Origin of the sequence: Burkholderia sp. MSMB1072 (assembly GCF_001524725.1) — a bacterium.
In the GTDB taxonomy this organism is placed as follows: Bacteria; Pseudomonadota; Gammaproteobacteria; order Burkholderiales; family Burkholderiaceae; genus Burkholderia.
Genome location: NZ_LOYC01000040.1, coordinates 70772 through 89950 on the forward strand (window position 1 = coordinate 70772; position 19179 = coordinate 89950).

At 68.0% G+C, this 19179-nt stretch carries 17 protein-coding genes; 8 read left to right on the plus strand and 9 right to left on the minus strand.

Annotated elements, in window-relative coordinates:
• Positions 1-130: 130 nt before the first annotated feature.
• Both WS89_RS21610 and WS89_RS34285 read right to left on the minus strand, forming a co-directional pair.
• Positions 131-1777 (minus strand): Nramp family divalent metal transporter, encoded by a 1647-nt coding sequence (locus WS89_RS21610; protein ID WP_059502588.1) that lies wholly within the window; start codon positions 1775-1777, stop codon positions 131-133.
• A gap of 117 nt (positions 1778-1894) precedes the next feature.
• On the minus strand, positions 1895-2032 hold the full coding sequence (locus WS89_RS34285; protein WP_179949692.1) for a hypothetical protein: 138 nt from the start codon (positions 2030-2032) through the stop codon (positions 1895-1897).
• A gap of 1081 nt (positions 2033-3113) precedes the next feature.
• Between WS89_RS34285 and WS89_RS21615 the strand changes: the two genes are divergently transcribed.
• Entirely contained in the window at positions 3114-3377 is a 264-nt protein-coding gene (locus tag WS89_RS21615; protein ID WP_059793374.1) for a hypothetical protein, read from the plus strand.
• A gap of 91 nt (positions 3378-3468) precedes the next feature.
• Positions 3469-4953, plus strand: coding sequence for a carbohydrate porin (locus WS89_RS21620; RefSeq protein WP_059793376.1), 1485 nt, complete (start codon positions 3469-3471; stop codon positions 4951-4953).
• Positions 4954-5062: 109 nt separating this feature from the next.
• On the opposite strand, the gene treA is transcribed toward WS89_RS21620, so the two are convergent.
• Together treA and WS89_RS21630 are read right to left on the minus strand one after the other, a co-directional pair.
• Complete coding sequence (gene treA, locus WS89_RS21625; RefSeq protein ID WP_059793378.1) at positions 5063-6781, minus strand: alpha,alpha-trehalase TreA; 1719 nt, start codon at positions 6779-6781, stop codon at positions 5063-5065.
• Positions 6782-6917: 136 nt separating this feature from the next.
• Positions 6918-7547, minus strand: coding sequence for a TetR/AcrR family transcriptional regulator (locus WS89_RS21630; RefSeq protein ID WP_059793380.1), 630 nt, complete (start codon positions 7545-7547; stop codon positions 6918-6920).
• 405 nt (positions 7548-7952) lie between these two features.
• On the opposite strand from WS89_RS21630, the gene WS89_RS21635 reads away from it, so the two are divergent.
• Together WS89_RS21635 and WS89_RS21640 are read left to right on the plus strand one after the other, a co-directional pair.
• Entirely contained in the window at positions 7953-9341 is a 1389-nt protein-coding gene (locus tag WS89_RS21635) for an MFS transporter (protein WP_059502578.1), read from the plus strand.
• A 368-nt stretch (positions 9342-9709) separates the two neighbouring features.
• The gene (locus WS89_RS21640; RefSeq protein WP_059793382.1) at positions 9710-10921 is read left to right on the plus strand and encodes a winged helix-turn-helix domain-containing protein; all 1212 of its coding nucleotides are present in this window, start codon (positions 9710-9712) and stop codon (positions 10919-10921) included.
• Between the two features lie 61 nt (positions 10922-10982).
• Here the strand turns inward: WS89_RS21640 and WS89_RS21645 are convergent, their stop codons facing one another.
• Together WS89_RS21645 and WS89_RS21650 are read right to left on the minus strand one after the other, a co-directional pair.
• Positions 10983-11201 (minus strand): DUF1653 domain-containing protein, encoded by a 219-nt coding sequence (locus tag WS89_RS21645; protein WP_006480837.1) that lies wholly within the window; start codon positions 11199-11201, stop codon positions 10983-10985.
• Positions 11202-11257: 56 nt separating this feature from the next.
• On the minus strand, positions 11258-11701 hold the full coding sequence (locus WS89_RS21650; RefSeq protein WP_059793384.1) for a GNAT family N-acetyltransferase: 444 nt from the start codon (positions 11699-11701) through the stop codon (positions 11258-11260).
• A 160-nt stretch (positions 11702-11861) separates the two neighbouring features.
• On the opposite strand from WS89_RS21650, the gene WS89_RS21655 reads away from it, so the two are divergent.
• Positions 11862-12485, plus strand: a complete 624-nt coding sequence (locus WS89_RS21655; RefSeq protein WP_059793386.1) for an HAD hydrolase-like protein — start codon at positions 11862-11864, stop codon at positions 12483-12485.
• 414 nt (positions 12486-12899) lie between these two features.
• Entirely contained in the window at positions 12900-13478 is a 579-nt protein-coding gene (locus WS89_RS21660; RefSeq protein WP_027781136.1) for a DUF4142 domain-containing protein, read from the plus strand.
• Positions 13479-13585: 107 nt separating this feature from the next.
• On the opposite strand, the gene WS89_RS21665 is transcribed toward WS89_RS21660, so the two are convergent.
• Together WS89_RS21665 and WS89_RS21670 are read right to left on the minus strand one after the other, a co-directional pair.
• Positions 13586-14185 carry a GNAT family N-acetyltransferase gene (locus tag WS89_RS21665; RefSeq protein WP_059793387.1) on the minus strand — a complete coding sequence of 200 codons (600 nt, stop codon included), beginning with the start codon at positions 14183-14185 and terminating at the stop codon, positions 13586-13588.
• Positions 14186-14244: 59 nt separating this feature from the next.
• The gene (locus WS89_RS21670; protein WP_059502566.1) at positions 14245-15159 is read right to left on the minus strand and encodes a LysR family transcriptional regulator; all 915 of its coding nucleotides are present in this window, start codon (positions 15157-15159) and stop codon (positions 14245-14247) included.
• Positions 15160-15267: 108 nt separating this feature from the next.
• Between WS89_RS21670 and lysA the strand changes: the two genes are divergently transcribed.
• Positions 15268-16506 (plus strand): diaminopimelate decarboxylase, encoded by a 1239-nt coding sequence (lysA, locus tag WS89_RS21675; RefSeq protein WP_059502564.1) that lies wholly within the window; start codon positions 15268-15270, stop codon positions 16504-16506.
• Between the two features lie 174 nt (positions 16507-16680).
• Here lysA and WS89_RS21680 read toward each other — a convergent pair whose 3' ends face one another.
• A complete protein-coding gene (locus WS89_RS21680) occupies positions 16681-17568 on the minus strand; it encodes a DMT family transporter (protein WP_059793472.1) in 888 nt (295 codons plus the stop codon).
• Positions 17569-17692: 124 nt separating this feature from the next.
• On the opposite strand from WS89_RS21680, the gene WS89_RS21685 reads away from it, so the two are divergent.
• Positions 17693-19168, plus strand: a complete 1476-nt coding sequence (locus WS89_RS21685) for an aminotransferase-like domain-containing protein (protein ID WP_059793389.1) — start codon at positions 17693-17695, stop codon at positions 19166-19168.
• Positions 19169-19179: the final 11 nt, after the last annotated feature.

The following is a 19179-nucleotide window of genomic DNA, read 5'->3' on the forward strand; positions in this document are numbered from 1 at the left end:
GCACGGGCGCGGCGCGGGCGCCGCTTCGCGAAACCGGGCGCACATACGCACATGCCGGCCTCGCGGGCCGGCATGCATGGGTTGCGGCGCGGCGCCGGGTCCGGCGCCGCGTCCTGTCAGACGGGCAGCATTACTTCAGCAACGTCATCTGAACGACCTTCACGATCACGAGACCGACCGCGATCACCAGATAGCCACGCAACACGGCCATCCAGATCCGCGTCACGAGCGTCATGTTCTGCGGCTCCAACGTGTCGAGCGGGGGCATGCGCCACGTGTCGCGCAGCGAACGGTCGACGGCTGGCTCGACGACGCGCTTGTGGCGGCGAATCAGCACCGTCGCGAGATAGCCGGCGATGGCGAGCACGGTGCCGCCCACCAGCACGTCGACGATCGCTTCCCCGCTGATGTCCGGATACATCACCGACGCGGTCAGGATGATCGACAGCAGCACCAGCACCCAGATCACCGCGCCCGTGAACACGTTGAGCTTCGTCGAGTTGACCCACGGCCCCAGCACCTGGCGATCGTTGCACAGCACCAGCAGGAACACCGTCGCGCTCGGCAGCAACACACCGGCCAGCGTCTGCACGGCTTCGGTCAGCAGCCCGAGCGGGCTGCCCGGAATCAGCACGAGCGTGGCCGCGGCCGCGACGATGCCGAAATAGACGAGATAGAAGCCCTTCGCGTCGGTCACGCCGCGATGCAGCGAGTGGCGGATCTTGAACACGTCGCCGATCGCGTACGCGGTCGACAGCGACACGGCCGCCGCGCCGATGATGCATGCGTCGAGCAAGGCGACCGCGAACAGCGTCGCGCTCGTGCGGCCCGCATACTTCTCGAGGCCCGCGATGACGCCGCCCGCGTCGGTGAAGTTGCCGGCTTCCGGATGGCCGCCGAACAGCGCCGAGCTGAAGCCGATCATCGCGACCGCGCCCACCAGCACGAACGCGATGCCGATCCACAAGTCGGCCTTTTCATATTTCATGAAGCGCGGCGTGATGCGCTTGTCGATCACGTAGCTCTGCTGGAAGAACAATTGCCATGGCGCGACCGTCGTGCCGACGATGCCGATCACGAGCAGCATCACGTCGGACAGCTTCGCGTGCGCGGGCCAGTTCGGCACGAAGAAATCGCGCGTCATCTGCGCGACGGGCGGGTGGATCGAGACGAGCACCGGCACGAGCAGCAGGCTCAGCACGCACAGCCCGATCGCGAACCGCTCGAAGCGCCGGAAATCGCCGGTACTGACCGCGGCCATCGTCAGCGCGGCGGCGACACACACGCCGGCCACCTTCGGCAATCCGAAGAAATCCAGCACGAACGTGATGCCGATGAACTCGGTGACGATGGTCAGCGCGTTGAGGAGGAACAGGTCGATCACGCTGAACGCGCCCCAGAACTTGCCGAAGCGCTCGAAGATCAGGCGCGCATGGCCAACGCCCGTGACCGCGCCGAGGCGCAGCACCATTTCCTGGTTCACGTAGAGCACCGGCACGAGCAGCAGCAGGGTCCACAGCAGCGTCGTGCCGTAGTTCTGGCCGGCCTGCGTATAGGTGCCGAATGCGCCGGCGTCGTTGTCGCCGACCATCACGATCAGGCCCGGGCCGATGATCGCGAGCAGCGTGCGCAGGCGCGCCCACCACGTGCCGCGCGCGCCGGTGTCGTGGTGCGCGATCGTGCCGAGCGCACCGCGAATGTCGCCCAGATGGGCTTCGTCGAGCACGGCGCCGCGATCGGCCGCGATCGGTGGAGAGACGTTGGATGGCGTGGACATGATGTATTCCGTACGGCTAAGGGTTGTTCGATAAGCGTGTGACCTTGGAATGCGCACGCGGCGCCCGCCCTCGGGCGGCTGCGCGTGCGCATGCCGAGGCGCGCTCGGCGTTTCTTCTCAGTGGATCAACGATTTCAGCTGGTTCAGCAGGCGGGCGAACACCCGCGGACGGGCATCGAGCGTCAGCATCGCGTCGTAGTGGTGGCGCGATTCCGTGACGTGCGGAAAGTTCGACAGCAGAAGGCCGAAGTTCATGGTCTGGCTCCGTGCGGCGACGGCAGGCGTGCCGGCCGCGTCGTGGGCGCGGGGCCAGTCCGGGGCCTGAACGACGTGTCAGGCTAGTCGGCCGGATTGTCCCCGCGACCCGGGTTCGAAAGGGTCTGCGTATGCAACGGGCATAAGGGACAACTGTCACTGTCGTTCATGGCGGCTCCTGTGCGGTGTTCCGGGGAACACGGTTGACCGCCGTCCGGCTTGCGGGCCGGCATTCGCGCGCCCGGAGAACGGATGCGCGAACGCGGCCGCCTGCCGGGCGGCGGTGAAACCGGGCAACGCATGCGAAAACGCATCACGCTAACCGGCGCGAATCAGGGTGCACGTAGGGAGTGGCTGCGAAGTACTGCTGCGCGCACCGTTTGCCCGGGAGACAAACGGCGGCTTCGATGAGGCGCGGACGTCGGTCGCTCAGGCGGAAATTTCGTTCGAAGATCGACTACTGCAGGCGTCCAAGGCGGCGGCCCCAAGAGTGAAGATGGCGGATTCTATGGACCGCCCGAAAGTGAAGTCAACCCCTCGAAACCCCATTTTTCGAAATAAATTTCCCGCCCGCCGCGATTGAAAGATTTCGCCCTGAAATAACGTTCCGAAACCTTTCAGTGCCGTCATGAGGCGGCCACGCGCCGATGCGTGCGAGCAACGGCCCGGCACCCCGCCGCGCATCCTTTTCGCCATCGGCGGGCGGCCGCGCGGCGGCGCCGCTGCGCCGCCACGCTCGCACCACACAGCGCATCTTTCGTGCGTTTTTTACTTGCGCCGCAGCAAAAGTCGCGACTACAATCCGCCCCAATTCATCACGGGAGACCCTCCGTGGACACATGCTCTAGTTGTAGTTCGATGCCGGTCCAGGCCGGCCAAGCCATCGCGAGATAGCAGCCAGACGCATGTCTTTTGCCGCTAGCTCGCACTCGTCGGGTTAGCGCGCCTCCAGCCGGGCCGGCCATCGCCGGTTCGTCAGTCGCACGCTCCGCCATGTTCCATCCTCCGATCGCAGGCCGCGTCACGCACCCGCGCTCGATCACGTCGCCCGGCGTTCGCCGGACGCAACGGAGGCAGCGTCATGTTCTTTCAATCGTTCGCGGTCAGACTCAAGCGCATCGTGCGCGTCGCGTGCAACCGCTCGTTTTCCGGCCGCGCATCGTTCGCCCGGGCATTCGGCCACTGGCGCGGCCGGGCGCTCGCCCATGCACCGGCGCCGCGCCCGCTCGACTGCCTGCTCATCGCCGCGACGGCGACCGCGGTCGCGCTCGCCGCGCTGCTGTGCTCGGTCGCGCCCCGCGTCGGCTTCGCGCACGTGTGGCGCGTCGGCGGCTGGCTGCCGTAAGCCCTTCTCCGCGCGGGCCGTCTCGTCGCATGCCCCCGCATCCCGTTCCCGTTTCCTCAGCTTAACTAATCAAACTGCCAACGGAACCCAAATGAAGAACCCGCTCTCACCCATCCCGCGCAAGCTTCGCGCCGATGCGCTCGCTGCGCTGCTGCTGTCGCTCGCCGCCACCTCCGCATTCGCACAAGCAGCGTCCGCCGCCGCCGAACCGGCGGCCGGCGCGGGCGACGCTACCGCCCCCACGCAACAGGCCGCCGATGCTGCCGCGCCCGCGCCCACCGGCCTCTGGGAACGCTCGAACCTGCTCGGCAACATGGGCGGCCTGCGTGACGTGCTCGACGAGCACGGCGTCACGCTGAGCCTGCAGGAAACCAGCGAGTATCTGTACAACACGTCCGGCGGCACGGGTCGCGGCGGCGCGTACCAGGGGCTCACGCAATTCGGTTTCGACGTCGATACCGGCAAGGCGATCGGCCTGCCGGGCGGCACGTTCAACGTGTCGGGGCTGCAGATCCACGGCACCAATCTCACGCAGCGCTACCTGCAGACGTTGCAGACCGCGACCGGCATCGAGGCCAATTCGACCACCCGCCTGTGGGAACTCTGGTACCAGCAGTCGCTGCTCGACGGCAAGGTCGACGTGAAAGTCGGCCAGCAGAGCGTCGACCAGGAATTCATGGTGAGCCAGAATGCGGCGACGTTCATGAACGCGACGTTCGGCTGGCCCGTGCTGCCGTCCACCGACCTGCCGTCCGGCGGCCCCGCGTATCCGCTGTCGTCGCTCGGCGTGCGGCTGCGCGTGAAACCGGCCGACGCGTGGACCGCGATGGTCGGCCTGTTCGACGGCAACCCGGCCGGCCGCGCCGACGGCGACGCGCAGGTGCTGAACGCGCATGGCACCAACTTCAACCTGCGCAGCGGCGCATTCGTGATCGGCGAAGTGCAGTACGCGCTGAACGCGCCGCCCGCCGATCCGAAGGCCCCGCAACCGGCGGGCCTGCCCGGCACGTACAAACTCGGCTTCTGGTATCACTCGCAGCATGCGAACGATCCGCGCTACGGCGCCGACGGGTTGTCGCTCGCCGATCCGGCGAGCAACGGCACCCCTGCCACGCATCGCGGCAACTACGGCTTTTATGCGGTCGCGGATCAGATGGTGTGGCGGCCGTCCGCCGACAGCCCGCGCTCGGTCGGCGTGTTCGCGCGCGTGATGGGCTCGCCGGGCGATCGCAATGTCGTCGATTTCGCCGCCAACGCCGGCGTGACGCTGAAGGCGCCGTTCGCCGGACGCGACAACGACGTCGCCGGCATCGCGATCGGCTACGCGAAGATCGGCTCGCATGCGCGCGGCCTCGACGGCGACACCGGCGCGTACACGACGCCCGGCTATCCGGTGCGCCGCGCGGAGACGGTCGTCGAGGCGACCTACCAGTACCAGGTCGCTCCATGGTGGCAAGTGCAGGCCGACCTGCAGCACTTCTTCCGCCCGGGCGGCGGCATCCCGAACCCGAACGCGGCCGGCGCGCGCATCGGCGACGAAACGGTGGTCGGCGTGCGCACGACGATCACGTTCTGACGCCCGCCGCATGAAAACACGGGCCGGACGGCCGCTTGCGCGACGGTCCGGCCCGTGCGGTTGCCTGCCGTGCAAGCACACGGCCCGCCCGCGGCTTACCCGCGGTGCATTACTCGCCGTACAGCCCCAGCAGCTTCAGCGTGACGCCGTTGGTCCAGCCGAAGCCGTCCTGCAACGGATATTCGCCGCCCCCGCCGCCGCCCGTGCCGGTGCCCTCGACCACGTATTTCTCGACGAGCTTGCCTTCGGTCGCGTACACGTGCTTCACGTCGGACAGGAAACGCGTGCCGATGTCCTTCGCGAGCGCCGGCTCGCCGTAACGGCGCAGCCCGTCGATCGCGATCCACTGCAGCGGCGCCCAGCCGTTCGGCGCATCCCACTGCTGGCCCGTGTTCTCGGTCGTCGTCGCGAGGCCGCCCGGCTGCAGCAGCGTCTTGCGCACTTCGCGCGCGGTCGCCTTCGCGCGCTCCGGCCACGCGACGCCCGCGAACAGCGGATACAGCGCGGCCGCCGTCACCCCGTCGCGCGGCTTGCGCAACTGCCAGTCATAGTCGCCGTAATAGCCGCGACGGTTCCACAGGTAACGATTGATCGCGGCCGCACGCCGCGCCGCGCGCCCTGAAAAATCGGCCACGCAGGCGATGTCGCGCGTGATCGCGCAGCCCTTCACGATCGTCGTCTCGAGATGGAACATCAGGCTGTTCAGGTCGACCGGAACGATCGAGGTCGTGCGGATCGTCGCGAGCGTCTTGCCGTCGCCGAACCAGCGCGAGCTGTAGTCCCAGCCGCTTTCGGCGCCCGCGCGCAGGTCGCGGTACACCTCGTTCGCCGGACGGGACGGCACCGATTTCGCGGTGGTCACGTCCTCGAGATACGACTCGTCGCGCGGCGTGTCGCTCGCATCCCAGTAGCGGTTCAGCACGGCGCCGTCGGGCATCGCGACCACGTTGCGCGCCGCCTGCCCGCGCGGCGTCGTGGTTTCGCCCTGCATCCAGTACGCATACTCCTTGCGCAGCGCCGGCAGGTATTTCTGGTAGACCTTGTCGCCTTCGGCCTGCGCGGCGAGCGTGACCATGTACGCGAAGAACGGCGGCTGCGAACGGCTCGCGTAGTACGTGCGGTTGCCGTTCGGGATGTGCCCGATCGTATCGATCAGATATGCGAAGTTGTCGAGCATGTCGTCGACGAGATCCTCGCGCCCCGACACCTGCAGCCCGAGCATCGTGAAATAGGTATCCCAGTAGTAGCCTTCGCGGAAACGGCCACCCGGCACGACGTACGGCTTCGGCATGGGAATCAGCGAACTGTACGGGGGCGCCGTGACGCTCGTGCGCGTGAGCTGCGGCCACAACCAGTCGATATGCTGGCGCAGCGTCTGATTCGGCGGCGGCGTCACGCCGCCTTCCGGGGGCGGCGTGAAATGCTGGTCGACGAACGCCTTCAGCGAGAAGCCCGACTGCGATTTCTGTTGCTGATACAACTGCACGATCGTCGCGGGATCGGTATCGGGCGTGGCGTCGACGAAGGTCTTCTGGTCGGGGTAGAGCTGCGCGGTCTGCACCGCGACGAACAGGTCGCCGTAGAGCTGGCTCGGCGGCGGCAGCAACGTGCCCGACGCGGGAGCGGGAGCGGCTGCGGTGGCGGCAGGCATCGCGGACCGGCTGGCCGCTTGCGCGGCGGCCTGGTTCGCATTGTCGGCCTGCGCGGCGCAACCGGCGACGGCGAGATAGGCGATGGCCAGTGCGGCAGCCCAGCGCAGACGCGGCGCGGGCGGTGACTGGCGCGACGGGAAGCGAGATGCAAGCGGTGCGGCACGACGTGACGTCATGGCGTGTCCCCTCCTTTCGATGGTGAGTGGATCGGCACGAGGTCTCGTTCGCGCGCGCGTTCGTCTCGATGGCCTTCGATCGATACGCGTCATGTTGTGGAGCGAATGGGTGCGACTGTCGCACGAAACATGCATATCAAGCAAGTTTCGATTCGCGCGACTCCCGGAGATAGCCGCGCACCGCCCGCCACGCGCGCGCGTCGAGCGCATCCGCATCGGTCTCGCCGCGCGCGCCCGCCGCGTCGACGATGCCTTTCACGATCGCGAGCAGATCGTGCGCGACGACGTCGGGCGCGGCGACGCGCGGCGCATCCCGCAACCCGAGCGCATGCAGCAACGTCGCGTGGATGCGGTCCGCGACGCGCGCGGTGCGCGCGCCGAGCGGCAACCGCGCCTCCTCGAAATCGATCAGCCGCGCGAGCGCCGGCCGGCGCATCTGGTGCGCGACGGCTCCACGCACCAGCATGCGCAGCACGTCGTCGCAGGACGACAGCGCGGCCGCCCGCTCGACGTCGTCGAGCAGATGCGCGCTCTCGCGCTCGACGAGCGCAGCGGTCAGCGCATCGCGGTTCGGGAAATATTGGTAGAGCGAGCCGATACTCACGCCGGCCAGCGCGGCGACGGCGTTCGTCGTGTAACCGTCGAAGCCGTCGCGCTCGAGAATGCGAGCGGCAGCCTCGACGATCGCATCGACGGTGGCCACCGAGCGGCGCTGGCGCGGCGCCTTGCGCGGCGAAAGCGGAATGCGCGACGACGATTCGGACATGGCGGGAGGCGGGCTTGAATATGAGCAATCGCTCATATTTTAGGAACGTCCTGCCGCTCCGTCAAAAAGGCATCGATCCGGCCGGCCGACGTCGATCCGCTCGTCGCATTCGAGCGCCGACGCGCGGTCGACGCGCCGTGCGACACACCGTTCGGCGATCACTGCGTCGACGTCCAGCCCGGCATCGAAAATGCGCCCACGCTCCGCTGCGGCGACACTGCGTTGTTCGTGCCAGGCAGCGCATGCGGCACGCACCGGCAACGCATCGCTCGCACATGCGCAGTCGTCCCTTCGCTGCCATCCTCCGGAAAAGACGACTGTTGCAACATGCGGAACAACTGTTGTCGCACGTGACGCAGCGGTCACATTGTGGGCATAATGACGCCTTTACCGCGCGCCCAGCCCATGTCGCCCGTCTTTCTAGCACCGCTCATCGTTGCCTGTGCGTTGTTCATGGAAAGCGTCGACGCGAACATCATCGTCACCGCACTGCCTGCGATGGCGAGGGACTTCGGGCACAACCCCGTCACCCTGAACATCGCGATCACGGCCTACGTGGTCGGTCTCGGCGTGTTCATTCCGATCTGCGGCTGGCTCGCCGACCGCTTCAGCGCGCGCGCCGTGTTCCGCACCGCGATCGGCATCTTCGTCGTCGGCTCGCTGATGTGCGCGGCGTCCAACTCCCTCGGCGTGCTCACGTTCGCACGCTTCATACAGGGCGTCGGCGGCGCGATGATGGTGCCGGTCGGCCGCATCATCATCTTCCGCGCGGTGCCGCGCTCCGATCTCGTGCGCGCGATGAACTACCTCGCGATTCCCGCGCTGTTCGGGCCCACGGTCGGGCCGCTCGTCGGCGGCTTCATCACGACCTACCTGCACTGGCGGATGATCTTCTTCATCAACGTGCCGATCGGCCTCTACGGGATCTACCTCGCGAGCAAGCACATCGCGAACACGCACGAGCCCGACCCGGGCCCGCTCGACTGGTTCGGCTTCCTGCTGTCGGCGAGCGGCGCCGCGCTGCTGCTGATGGGCCTCACGTTGATCGACGGTTCGCTCACGTCGCGCTCGAACGCCATCGCCATGTGCGCGGCCGGCGCCGCGATGCTCGCGCTGTACGTGCCGTACGCGCGCCGCAAGGAGCGCCCGGTGCTCGACCTCAGTTTCCTGAAGATCCCGACGTATCACGCGAGCGTCGTGGGCGGCTCGCTGTTCCGCATCGGGCTCGGCGCGGTGCCGTTCCTGCTGCCGCTCGCGCTGCAGGAAGGGCTCGGCATGAGCGCGTTCCACTCGGGGCTCATCACGTGCGCGTCCGCGCTCGGCGGCGCGGTCAGCCGCTCGACCGCCACGCATACGCTGCGCCGCTTCGGTTTTCGCACGGTGCTGATCTACAACGCGGCATTCGCGGGCCTGGCGATCGCCGCGTACGGCGTGTTCCATCCCGGCATGGCGACGTGGGCGATCTGGCTGATCGTGCTCGTCGGCGGCATCTTCCCCGCGCTGCAGTTCACGAGCCTGAATTCGATGATCTACGCGGACATCTCGCCGCGCGACGCGGGCCGCGCGACGAGCCTCGGCAGCGTCGTGCAGCAGATGTCGCTCGGCCTCGGCGTGACGGTGGCCGGCCTCGTACTGCACGTGTCGCACTGGCTCCAGGGCCATCAGGCGATGGTGTGGTCGGATTTCTGGCCCGCGTTCCTGGTGGTCGGGCTGTGCTCGTTCGCGTCGATTCCGATCACGCGGCGGCTGCCGCCCGGCGCCGGCGACGAAGTCGCGCGCGGCAAGCGGCAATAAGCGGCATCAAGCGGCCGACGCGGCGGCATGACCTGTCGCGCAGCAACGGACGCCAAACCGGAAAAACAAAAAAAATCAGCGGACATCCACACGGGGCCGGTGCACAGCCGCATGGATGTCCGCTCAGGGCTCCGGGGCTCCCGATGGGGGTTGGGAATCCCGGATTCGCTTCCTGCGTGCCATGGACATATGTGCGTCGGAAGCGGAATCGTTGCGCGCATTTGTCGTCGCGCCATGAACTGCACTATAGGGAAACTTGCAAAACGCATCTGTCAACCATTGTCAGACGCGTTGCGGCCGCGCGTCGCACGCGCGCGCCGCTTTCGCGCTAAAGTGGTTCCCGATCGCCACCCTCGACCGTCCTTCCGATGCTCACGCTCTCGCCCGCCGCCGCCCGCGCACTGCATCTCGCCGCCCAGGGCCTGCTCACGCCGCCGCGCCGCAAGGCGACCAAGTCCGACGTGCTCGACACGATCCGCCGGATGGCGCAGTTGCAGATCGACACCATCCACGTCGTCGCGCGCAGCCCTTATCTCGTGCTGTTCAGCCGTCTCGGCGATTTCTCGCCGCACTGGCTCGACGAACATCTCGCCGAGGCGCGCCTGTTCGAATACTGGTCGCACGAAGCGTGTTTCCTGCCGATCGAGCAATTCGGGCTGATGCGCTACAAGATGCTCGATCCGTCGGGGATGGGCTGGAAATATGCGGCCGAATGGCACGCGCAGAATCGTCCGGAAATCGAACGGCTGCTTGCGCGGATTCGCGAGGAAGGCCCGGTGCGGTCAGCCGATTTCGCGCGCGAGGACGGCGTGAAGGGCAACGGCTGGTGGGATCGCAAGCCGGAAAAGCGTCACCTGGAAGTGCTGTTCACGACGGGCGAGCTGATGGTGTCGGAGCGCCGCAATTTCCAGCGCGTGTACGACGTGCGCGAACGCGTGCTGCCGGACTGGGACGATATGCGCGACCTGCCGCCGCGCGAGGCCGTACTGCCTGCGCTGCTCGACTACACGTGTCGCGCGCTCGGCGTCGTGCGCGCGGACTGGGTGGCCGACTACTATCGGCTGCCGCGCCGTTCGTACCGCGCGGAACTCGAGCGGCTCGCCGAGGCCGGCGACCTGATTCCGGTGCAGATCGACGACTGGAAGGAGCCGGCCTACGTACATCGCTCGCTCGATGCGCTGCTGCCGGCGGCGGCGGCCGATACGCTGCGCTCGACGGTTACGACGCTGCTGTCGCCGTTCGACCCGGTCGTGTGGGATCGCCGGCGCGCGTCGACGCTGTTCGGTTTCGATTACACGATCGAGTGCTATACGCCCGCGCACAAGCGGCGCTACGGCTATTTCTGCCTGCCCGTGCTGCATCGCGGCCGGCTGGTGGGCCGCGTCGACGCGAAAGCGCATCGCACGCTCGGCACGTTCAAGCTGAAAGCCGTGCACGTCGAGCCGGGCGTGCGGTTCGGCACCGGGCTCGCGGCCGATGTTGCAAAGGCCGTGAAGAAACTCGCGGCGTGGCACGGCACGCCGGAGGTGACGGTCAGGCACGCACCGCCGGAACTGGTGAAGGCCCTCGCCGGTACGTAACGCGCGTACGCTCGCTCACGCAACCGGCCTACCTTGCGGCGCGCGCCGCCGGCCGCGGATATCAGTCGCGCAGCTTGCGAAAACGCGGCGTGCCGTCTTCGAGATTGCCGTTGAACATCGCTTCCGGCCGCACCCACAGCCCGCGCGCATGCGGCCACAGATGCTCGTAGACGACCACCGATTCCTCGGTTTCGGAGTGGCGCGCAACGCCGATGTAGCGGTACAGGCCGCCCTTGTAGTGGCGGTGCGTCGCGAGCTGTTCGGCTTCCTGTTCGGTCATGGTGGCTTCTCTTCGGCAAAAACGGAAAGCGCGTATTGTATGCGCTGCGCCGCCCGTCAGCGTTTCGTGTAGATGTCGGGGCGGCGGATCTCCATCAGCCGCTCGGGATTCGCGGGCGGACCGAAACCGACCGGCCGATAGAGTTCGTGCGCGTCGGTCGTGACGAGCATGATGCGGCGCAGCCGCTGCACCGTCTCCTGCGCGAATACATGGTCGATCAGTGCGCGGCCGTAGCCGTTGCCGCGTTCGGCCGGCAACACGAACACGTCGCACAGATACGCGAACGTCGCGTGATCGGTAACGAGCCGCGCGAACCCGACGAGCCGGTCGCCGACGTACGCGCCGAAGCACAGCGAGCCCTCGATCGCCCGCTCGACCACGTCGCGCGGAATGCCCTGCGACCAGTACGCGTCGCGATGCAGGAATTCGAAGATCGCGTCGATGTCGAGTTCGCGCTTGTCGGTGGAAAATCTGAGCGTGGCGGGGGTGGCAGCGGGCACGTCTGTTCTCCGGTGCGAGGGGCGGAAGGCGGAGCATCGACGATACCGCGCCGTGGGGTGCGGAACAAGGGGCACCAGTGTCCGCCGTGGACGAACAGCCGCACTGCTCATCCTCGATTCGGCGACAATGGCATCCGCCGATAAACCGAGACGCTGCTTCATGACCTACCGCCTCGTCGCCTTCGACTTCGATGGCACGCTCGCCGATTCGCTCGACAGTTTTCTCGCCGCGCTGTCGGAGGCGTCGCGCCTGCACGGCTTTCGCGACGCCACGCCCGAACTGCGCCCGGCGCTGCGCGGCATGTCGGCGCGCGACATCGTCCGCGCGCTCGAGGTGCCGATGTGGAAAGTGCCGCGCGTGACGATCGACATGCGCCGCCTGATGCGGCCGCGCGTCGCGCACGTGCGGCTGTTCCCCGGGGTCGACGAAACGTTCGACGCGCTCGCCGCGCGCGGCATCCGCATCGCGATCGCCACGTCGAATACCGAGGAGATCGTGCGTGACCGGCTCGGCCCGCGCGCCGGCGCGCGCGTCGACCATTTCGCCTGCGGCATTCCGCTGTTCGGCAAGGCGCGCCGTCTGCGCGCGCTCGTTCGCGAGGCCGGCGTGCGCGCCGACGAAGTGCTGTACGTCGGCGACGAAATCCGCGACGCAGACGCGGCACGGCATGCACGTATCGCCTTTCAGGGTGTCGCGTGGGGCTACACGGCGCCCGACGCGTTGCAGGCACATTGCGCGACGCCGTTGCTGCCGCGCCTCGATGCGCTGCTCGATCGCGTGTAACGCTTCACGCATGCCACGCCCTCACGCAGCCCACTCGCCCGATGCGCGGCCATCGCGTCGGGCACGGCTGCGACGCCATCACACCGATGAATTGCAGATGACACGCACGCGCATCTCATGCATTGCATGCGCCACGCGCGCGCAAAAACTGCCATCGCCGCATGCGCATCAGGTACTCGCTACCGGGCTGCACGCATGCCCCTCGATTCGTCTTACCAACCGTTACACAAACCACAGCACGGTTGCACCTGCTACCCGAGCGCTCTCCTAGAATCAGTCGGGCCGGACAACCCACTTCGACCGGCGCCGCGGCAGAGCGGCGGTCGACTCCGGCCCGGGCGCGCCCGGTCTCTCGCACAGCGACGGATCGCACGATCCGTTTTTCAACCAGAGCCCCGATCGAAAGGAGGTCCCATGAACCGCTTTCCCCATATTTCGCGCCTTGCCTTGTCTGCCGCTGGCCTGCTTCTCGTCGCCGTGACGGCGACCGCGCAAACCGCGCAACCGGCGCCCGGCGCGTCCGCTGCGCCGGCCGCGACCGCGACGCGCATTCACGAAGCCGACCAGGCCTTCATCACGGACGGCACGAAGACCGTGTCGACCCAGCACGACGCGGCACGCATCGCCGATTCGCGCACGTCGGACAGCCAGGTCAAGGCGTTCGCGCAACGCGTGTCGACCGACGATGCAAAGATCATCCAGGCGATGCGCGCGGCAAGCCCGCGCGGCGTCGACGTACCGGCCAACGACCCGGACACGACCGTGCTGAACAGCATCAAGAGCCTGCGCGGCGCCGAGTTCGACAAGGCCTATATCGAACAGGTCGCGCTCGCCGGCCAGCAGAAGGCGATCTCGGCGTTCCAGGCCGAAATCGCGTCGGGCCGCGACACCAAGCTGAAGGAAGTCGCACGCCAGGCGCTGCCGATCCTGCAGGCGCACTACGCGGACGCGCAGAAGCTCGCGCAGCGTCATCACCTCGCATCGGCGCAGTAAGGCGATGCAGCGCCGCGCATCGTGCGCGGCGCACCGTTTCCTCCGCCGTCGCGCTGCCGCCTCCCCTGCCGGCGGCGCGACGCACGTCGAGCGTCCCGCGTCACGGGTTACGTCGCCAGCTTCGCCTCGAGTCGCGCACGCACTTCCGGCCATTCGTCGTCGATGATGCTGAAGCGCACCGAGTTGCGCTTGCGGCCATCCGGCATGATCCGTTCGTGGCGCACGATGCCCTCCTGTTTCGCACCGAGCCGCAGGATCGCCGCGCGCGATTTCTCGTTCAGCTCGTCCGTCGTGAACTGCACGCGCACGCATTGCAGCGTGTCGAACGCATAAGCCAGCAGCAACCACTTCGCTTCGGTATTCGCGCGCGTACGCTGCGCCGATTCGCTCAGCCACGTATGACCGATCTCGAGCTTGCGATTCTTGCGATCGATTTTCCAGAAGCGCGTACTGCCGATTGCACGGCCCGACGCGCGATCGACGATCACGAACGGCATCACGGTGCCGGCCGCTCTCCCCTGCAACGCCGTGTCGATGTACGCGTCGACCGTCTGCGCGCCCGGCACGACCGTGACCGTGAGATTCCACAACTCGCCGTCGGCCGCGGCGTCCAGCAGCGCCTGCCGGTCGGATACGTCGAGCGGGCGGAGGACGACACGCTCACCGGCGAGGGTCGGTTGCTCGAGGAAAGACGATGCGTCGGTCATGACGGGATTCCGGAAAACGAGGACGATGGCGGCGAAACGACCATCATACGGCGGCGCCGCTAGCCGAGGAGTGCGGCCAGCCGGCGGCGGATCGCCTTCGCTTCGCCGCGCAGCGCATCGGCGAACGCATCGACGAGCAGGCTCTTCGGCCGGTGCTCGGGCACGACCACGCTGACCCGGTACGGAAACGAGCGCGTCAGCGGCCGCACGTGCAGGTCGCGCCCGACGAAATCGAGCGCCGTGAGCGGGTTGACGATCGCAGCCCCGAGCCCTTGCCGCACGAACGCACACACCGACACCGCCGACGGGGTGTCGACCACCGAACGCGGCGCGACGCCGAGCTGCGCGAATGCCTCGTCGATCAGGATGCGGTACGGATCGTTCAGCGACAAGCTCACGAACGGGCGGTCGGCGAGATCCGGCAGGTCGATCGCGTCCTGCGCGAGCAGCGGGTGGCCGTCGGGCAGCACGCACACCTCGTCGACTTCGAGCAGCGGCGTGAGTACGGTGCCGGCCGGCGCGACGTCGCGCTCGGTCAACCCGAGGTCGTAACGTTGGGCCGTGAGCCACTCCTCCAGCACCGGCGACTCCTGCGTCGCGACCGACACGCTGACGCCCGCATGCGCCCCGTGAAAGCGCCGGCACGCACCGGGCAGGATCGCGTGCGAGAACGCCGGCAACGCGATCACCGACAGTTGCCCGTCGCGAAACTCGCGCAGGCGCGCGGCCGTCGCCGCGACGCGTTCGAGCCCCACATACGCGAGCCGCACGTCGTCGAACAGCGTGAGCGCGGCCATCGTCGGCCGCAACCGGCCGTGCGCGCGCTCGAACAACGTAAAGCCGACGACCTGCTCCATCCGCGCCAGCTCGCGGCTGACGGTCGGCTGCGACGTGTACAGCATTTCGGCTGCGCGCGTCGTGCTGCCGGTGACCATCAGCGCGCGAAAAACCTCGATATGACGGTGCGTCAGCATGATCGTATATATCAAAAATGAATCGAGTATCGATAGATAAGCATTTTACCGTATAGCCAATCAGGCGCATCATCCGGTTATCCGTTCATTCGATCCGATTCATCCGCCATGTCCCTCGATTCCCGCCAGCTCGCGACGCTCGCGCAGCAATACGGCACCCCGCTGTGGGTGTACGACGCCGACGTCATCCGCAACCGCATTGCCCAACTGCGCCAGTTCGACGTGATCCGCTATGCGCAGAAGGCGAATTCGAACGTCCATATCCTGAAGCTGATGCGCGAGGAAGGCGCGTGTGTCGACGCCGTGTCGCTCGGCGAGATCGAACGCAGCCTCGCGGCCGGTTTCAGCCCGGGCGGCGAGCCGGAAGGCGTCGTGTTCACGGCCGACCTGATCGATCGCCCGACGCTCGCGGCGGTGCTCAAGCATGGCGTGACCGTGAACGCCGGTTCGCTCGACATGCTCGCGCGCATCGGCGAGCATGCGCCCGGCCACCGCGTGTGGCTGCGCGTCAATCCCGGTTTCGGCCACGGCCACAGCAACAAGACCAACACCGGCGGCCCGCAGAGCAAGCACGGCATCTGGATCGACGACGTGCCGCGCGCGATCGAGATCGTGCGCCAGTACGGGCTGAAGCTGGTCGGCATCCACATGCACATCGGTTCGGGCGTCGACTACGGCCACCTGTCGCAGGTGTGCGACGCGATGGTCGATCTCGTCACGTCGCTCGGCCACGACATCGACGCGATCTCGGCCGGCGGCGGCCTGTCGATTCCGTATCGCGACGGCGAGCCGCGTGTCGACGTCGATCACTACTTCAGCCAGTGGGACGCCGCGCGCAAGCGGATCGAACGGCATCTCGGCCATCCGGTGCGCATCGAGATCGAACCGGGCCGCTTTCTCGTCGCCGAAGCCGGCACGCTCGTCACCGAAGTACAGGCCGTCAACCGTCGGCCGAAACACGATTTCGTGCTGATCGACGCGGGCTTCAACGACCTGATGCGCCCGTCGATGTACGGCAGCTATCACGCGGTATCGGTGCACGCGCACGACGGCGCGCTGCCCGCCGGCCGGCCGCTCGTCGATCTCGCGATCGCCGGGCCGCTGTGCGAATCGGGCGACGTGTTCACGCAGGATGCCGGCGGGGTGGTCACGCACCGCAAGCTCGCGCAGCCGCAGATCGGCGACCTGCTGTTCCTGCACGACGCGGGTGCGTATGGCGCGTCGATGTCCTCGAACTACAACAGCCGGCCGCTCGCGCCGGAAGTGCTGGTCGATCGCGGTACGCCGCGACTGATCCGCCGCCGGCAGACGATCGGCGAATTGCTCGCGCTGGAGACGTTCGAGTAACACGCGTACGGCGTGACGAACGCCAACGGCCAGGCTTGCCGCTACCGGCAGCCTGGCCGTTTTGCTTCGGGCCGGGTTCACGATCGCGATCGTGCGCATCGGCAGCCATCGCGTTGCCGCCGGCCTCGCATCGGGTAACGTCGGCCCGATGCGCGGCACGCCGCGGCGCCTGCCTCACCCCGCGCGCTGCACGGGCGCCATCTTCGAGAAGTACTTCGCACCCGCCACGCAGCCGACCACCACGACCGTCACGACGACCATCGACGGCGGCACCGTCTCGTGCAGCAGCCCCGCCGCGAGCAGCAAGCCGAAGAACGGCTGCAGCAACTGCAACTGGCCGACGCCCGCGATCCCGCCGAGTGCAAGCCCGCGATACCAGAACACGAAGCCGATCAACATGCTGAACAGCGACACGTACGCGAGCCCCCACAGCGCGGCGGCGTCGACGCCGTCGAACGACGCGGGCCAAGTCAGCCACGTGAGCGGCAACATCAGCGGCAGCGACAGCACCAGCGCCCACGAGATCACCTGCCAGCCGCCGAGCTGGCGCGACAGCCGCGCGCCTTCCGCATAACCGAGCCCGCACGCGACGATCGCGGCCAGCATCAGCGCATCGCCGAGCACCGACGCCTGCCCGCCGTTGCGCAGCGCGAACGCGGCCACCGCGCCGCTGCCGACGATCGAGAAGATCCAGAACGGCAGCCGCGGCCGTTCGCCGCCGCGCCACACGCCGAACAGCGCGGTCGCAAGCGGCAGCAGCCCGACGAACACGATCGCATGCGCCGACGTCACGTGCTTCAGCGCAAGCGCCGTCAGCAACGGGAATCCGACCACGACACCGAGCGCGACGACGGCCAGCGACACGGCCTCGGCATGCGACGGCCGCTTCTGCTTCAGCACGACGAGCAGCAGCAGGCCGAGCGCACCGGCGATCGTCGCGCGCGCGAACGTGAGGAACAGCGGGTCGAGCCCTTGCACCGCGACACGCGTCGCGGGCAGCGAGCCACTGAAGATGATGACGCCCAGCATGCCGCTGAGCCATCCGTCGGTCGTCTTTTGCACGGTCAACCCTGAATGGAAGATGGATGACCGATGATCCGCCGTCGGCAAAAACGGCGTAAGCTACAGCCCAATACAATTCAGACAAACTGTACTGAACAACCGGCCGTACAGTTCATCGTTCGCCATGAGCCATTCCACCCCGATTCCCGCTCCGCCCGCGCCGTCGCGTACGCGTGTGGAAACCGTCATGGATACCCTGCGTGCGCGAATCGCGAGCCGCGCGCTGATGCCCGGTGCGCGCGTGCCGTCGATCCGGATGATGGCCGACGCCCTCGGCGTGTCGAAATCGACGGTCGTCGATGCGTATGAGCGGCTCGCGAGCGAAGGCGTGCTCGTCGCGCGGCGCGGTTCGGGCTTCTACGTGTCGGGCCACGCCCAGCCGCTCGCGCTCGCCGAGCTGGGCCCCCGCCTCGATCGCGAGCTCGATCCGCTGTGGCTGTCGCGCCAGTCGCTCGAAGCGGCGCCGACGTCGGTGAAGCCCGGCTGCGGATGGTTGCCGTCGTCGTGGCTGCCCGACGAAAGCCTGCGTCGCGCGCTGCGCGCCGTGTCGCGCGACGAATCCGATGCGCTGACCGACTATGCGACGCCGCTCGGCCTGCCCGCGCTGCGCCAGCAGCTTGCATGGCGGCTCGCGCAGCACGGCGTGCACGCGGAACCCGCGCAGATCATGCTGACCGACGGCGGCACGCACGCGCTCGACCTCGTGTGCCGCCTGCTGCTGGAACCCGGCGATACCGTCGTGCTCGACGATCCGTGCTACTTCAACTTCCAGGCGCTGCTGCGCGCGCACCGCGCGCGGATCGTCAGCGTACCGTTCACGCCGAACGGCCCCGATCTCGTGCGCTTCGAGCAAGTACTCGCCGAGCACCGGCCGCGCCTGTACATCACCAACGCGGCACTGCACAACCCCACCGGCGCGACGCTCGCGCCGCCCGTCGCGCACCGGCTGCTGACGCTCGCGGCCCAGCACGGGCTGCTGATCGTCGAGGACGACATCTTCGCGGATTTCGAGAGCACGCCCGCGCCGCGCCTCGCGGCGTTCGACGGACTGTCGCGCGTCGTGTCGATCGGCAGCTTCTCGAAGACGCTGTCGGCCGCGATCCGCTGCGGCTATGTCGCCGCGCGCCCGGAATGGATCGACGCGCTCGTCGACCTGAAACTCGCGACATCGTTCGGCAACGCGCAGATCGGCGCGAACGTCGTGCACCGGCTGCTGATCGACGGCACGTACCGACGCCATCTCGACAGCCTGCGCGCGCGTCTCGCGGATGCGATGGGCGAAACGATCCGGCGCCTCGCGCGAGCCGGCCTCGCGATCTGGACGGAGCCGCGCGGCGGGTTGTTCGTGTGGGCGCAATTGCCGGACGGGCTCGACGCCGCGCGCGTCGCGCGCCACGCGCTGGACCGCGACGTGGTGCTCGCGCCCGGCGACGTATTCAGCGTGTCGCGCAGCGCGACGTCGTACATGCGCTTCAACGTGTCGCGCTGCAAGGGGCCCGCCGTGTTCGATGCGCTTGCGCGGGCAATGGACGCGGCGCGTGGGGTGGAACGCGGCGGCGCGCCGGCGGATGCCGGCGGCCGGGTGCTGGCCGGCAAGTGACGCGAACCGGC

Bases quoted from the DNA above. Each gene is read 5' to 3' on its own strand.
- WS89_RS34285 (WP_179949692.1), bottom strand. From the start codon at position 2,032: ATGAACTTCGGCCTTCTGCTGTCGAACTTTCCGCACGTCACGGAATCG.
- WS89_RS21665 (WP_059793387.1), bottom strand. From the start codon at position 14,185: ATGACCGACGCATCGTCTTTCCTCGAGCAACCGACCCTCGCCGGTGAG.
- WS89_RS21610 (WP_059502588.1), bottom strand. From the start codon at position 1,777: ATGTCCACGCCATCCAACGTCTCTCCACCGATCGCGGCCGATCGCGGC.
- WS89_RS21660 (WP_027781136.1), top strand. From the start codon at position 12,900: ATGAACCGCTTTCCCCATATTTCGCGCCTTGCCTTGTCTGCCGCTGGC.
- WS89_RS21645 (WP_006480837.1), bottom strand. From the start codon at position 11,201: ATGACCGAACAGGAAGCCGAACAGCTCGCGACGCACCGCCACTACAAG.
- WS89_RS21620 (WP_059793376.1), top strand. From the start codon at position 3,469: ATGAAGAACCCGCTCTCACCCATCCCGCGCAAGCTTCGCGCCGATGCG.
- WS89_RS21685 (WP_059793389.1), top strand. From the start codon at position 17,693: ATGAGCCATTCCACCCCGATTCCCGCTCCGCCCGCGCCGTCGCGTACG.
- WS89_RS21655 (WP_059793386.1), top strand. From the start codon at position 11,862: ATGACCTACCGCCTCGTCGCCTTCGACTTCGATGGCACGCTCGCCGAT.
- WS89_RS21635 (WP_059502578.1), top strand. From the start codon at position 7,953: ATGTCGCCCGTCTTTCTAGCACCGCTCATCGTTGCCTGTGCGTTGTTC.
- WS89_RS21615 (WP_059793374.1), top strand. From the start codon at position 3,114: ATGTTCTTTCAATCGTTCGCGGTCAGACTCAAGCGCATCGTGCGCGTC.
- treA (WP_059793378.1), bottom strand. From the start codon at position 6,781: ATGACGTCACGTCGTGCCGCACCGCTTGCATCTCGCTTCCCGTCGCGC.
- lysA (WP_059502564.1), top strand. From the start codon at position 15,268: ATGTCCCTCGATTCCCGCCAGCTCGCGACGCTCGCGCAGCAATACGGC.
- WS89_RS21670 (WP_059502566.1), bottom strand. From the start codon at position 15,159: ATGCTGACGCACCGTCATATCGAGGTTTTTCGCGCGCTGATGGTCACC.
- WS89_RS21640 (WP_059793382.1), top strand. From the start codon at position 9,710: ATGCTCACGCTCTCGCCCGCCGCCGCCCGCGCACTGCATCTCGCCGCC.
- WS89_RS21630 (WP_059793380.1), bottom strand. From the start codon at position 7,547: ATGTCCGAATCGTCGTCGCGCATTCCGCTTTCGCCGCGCAAGGCGCCG.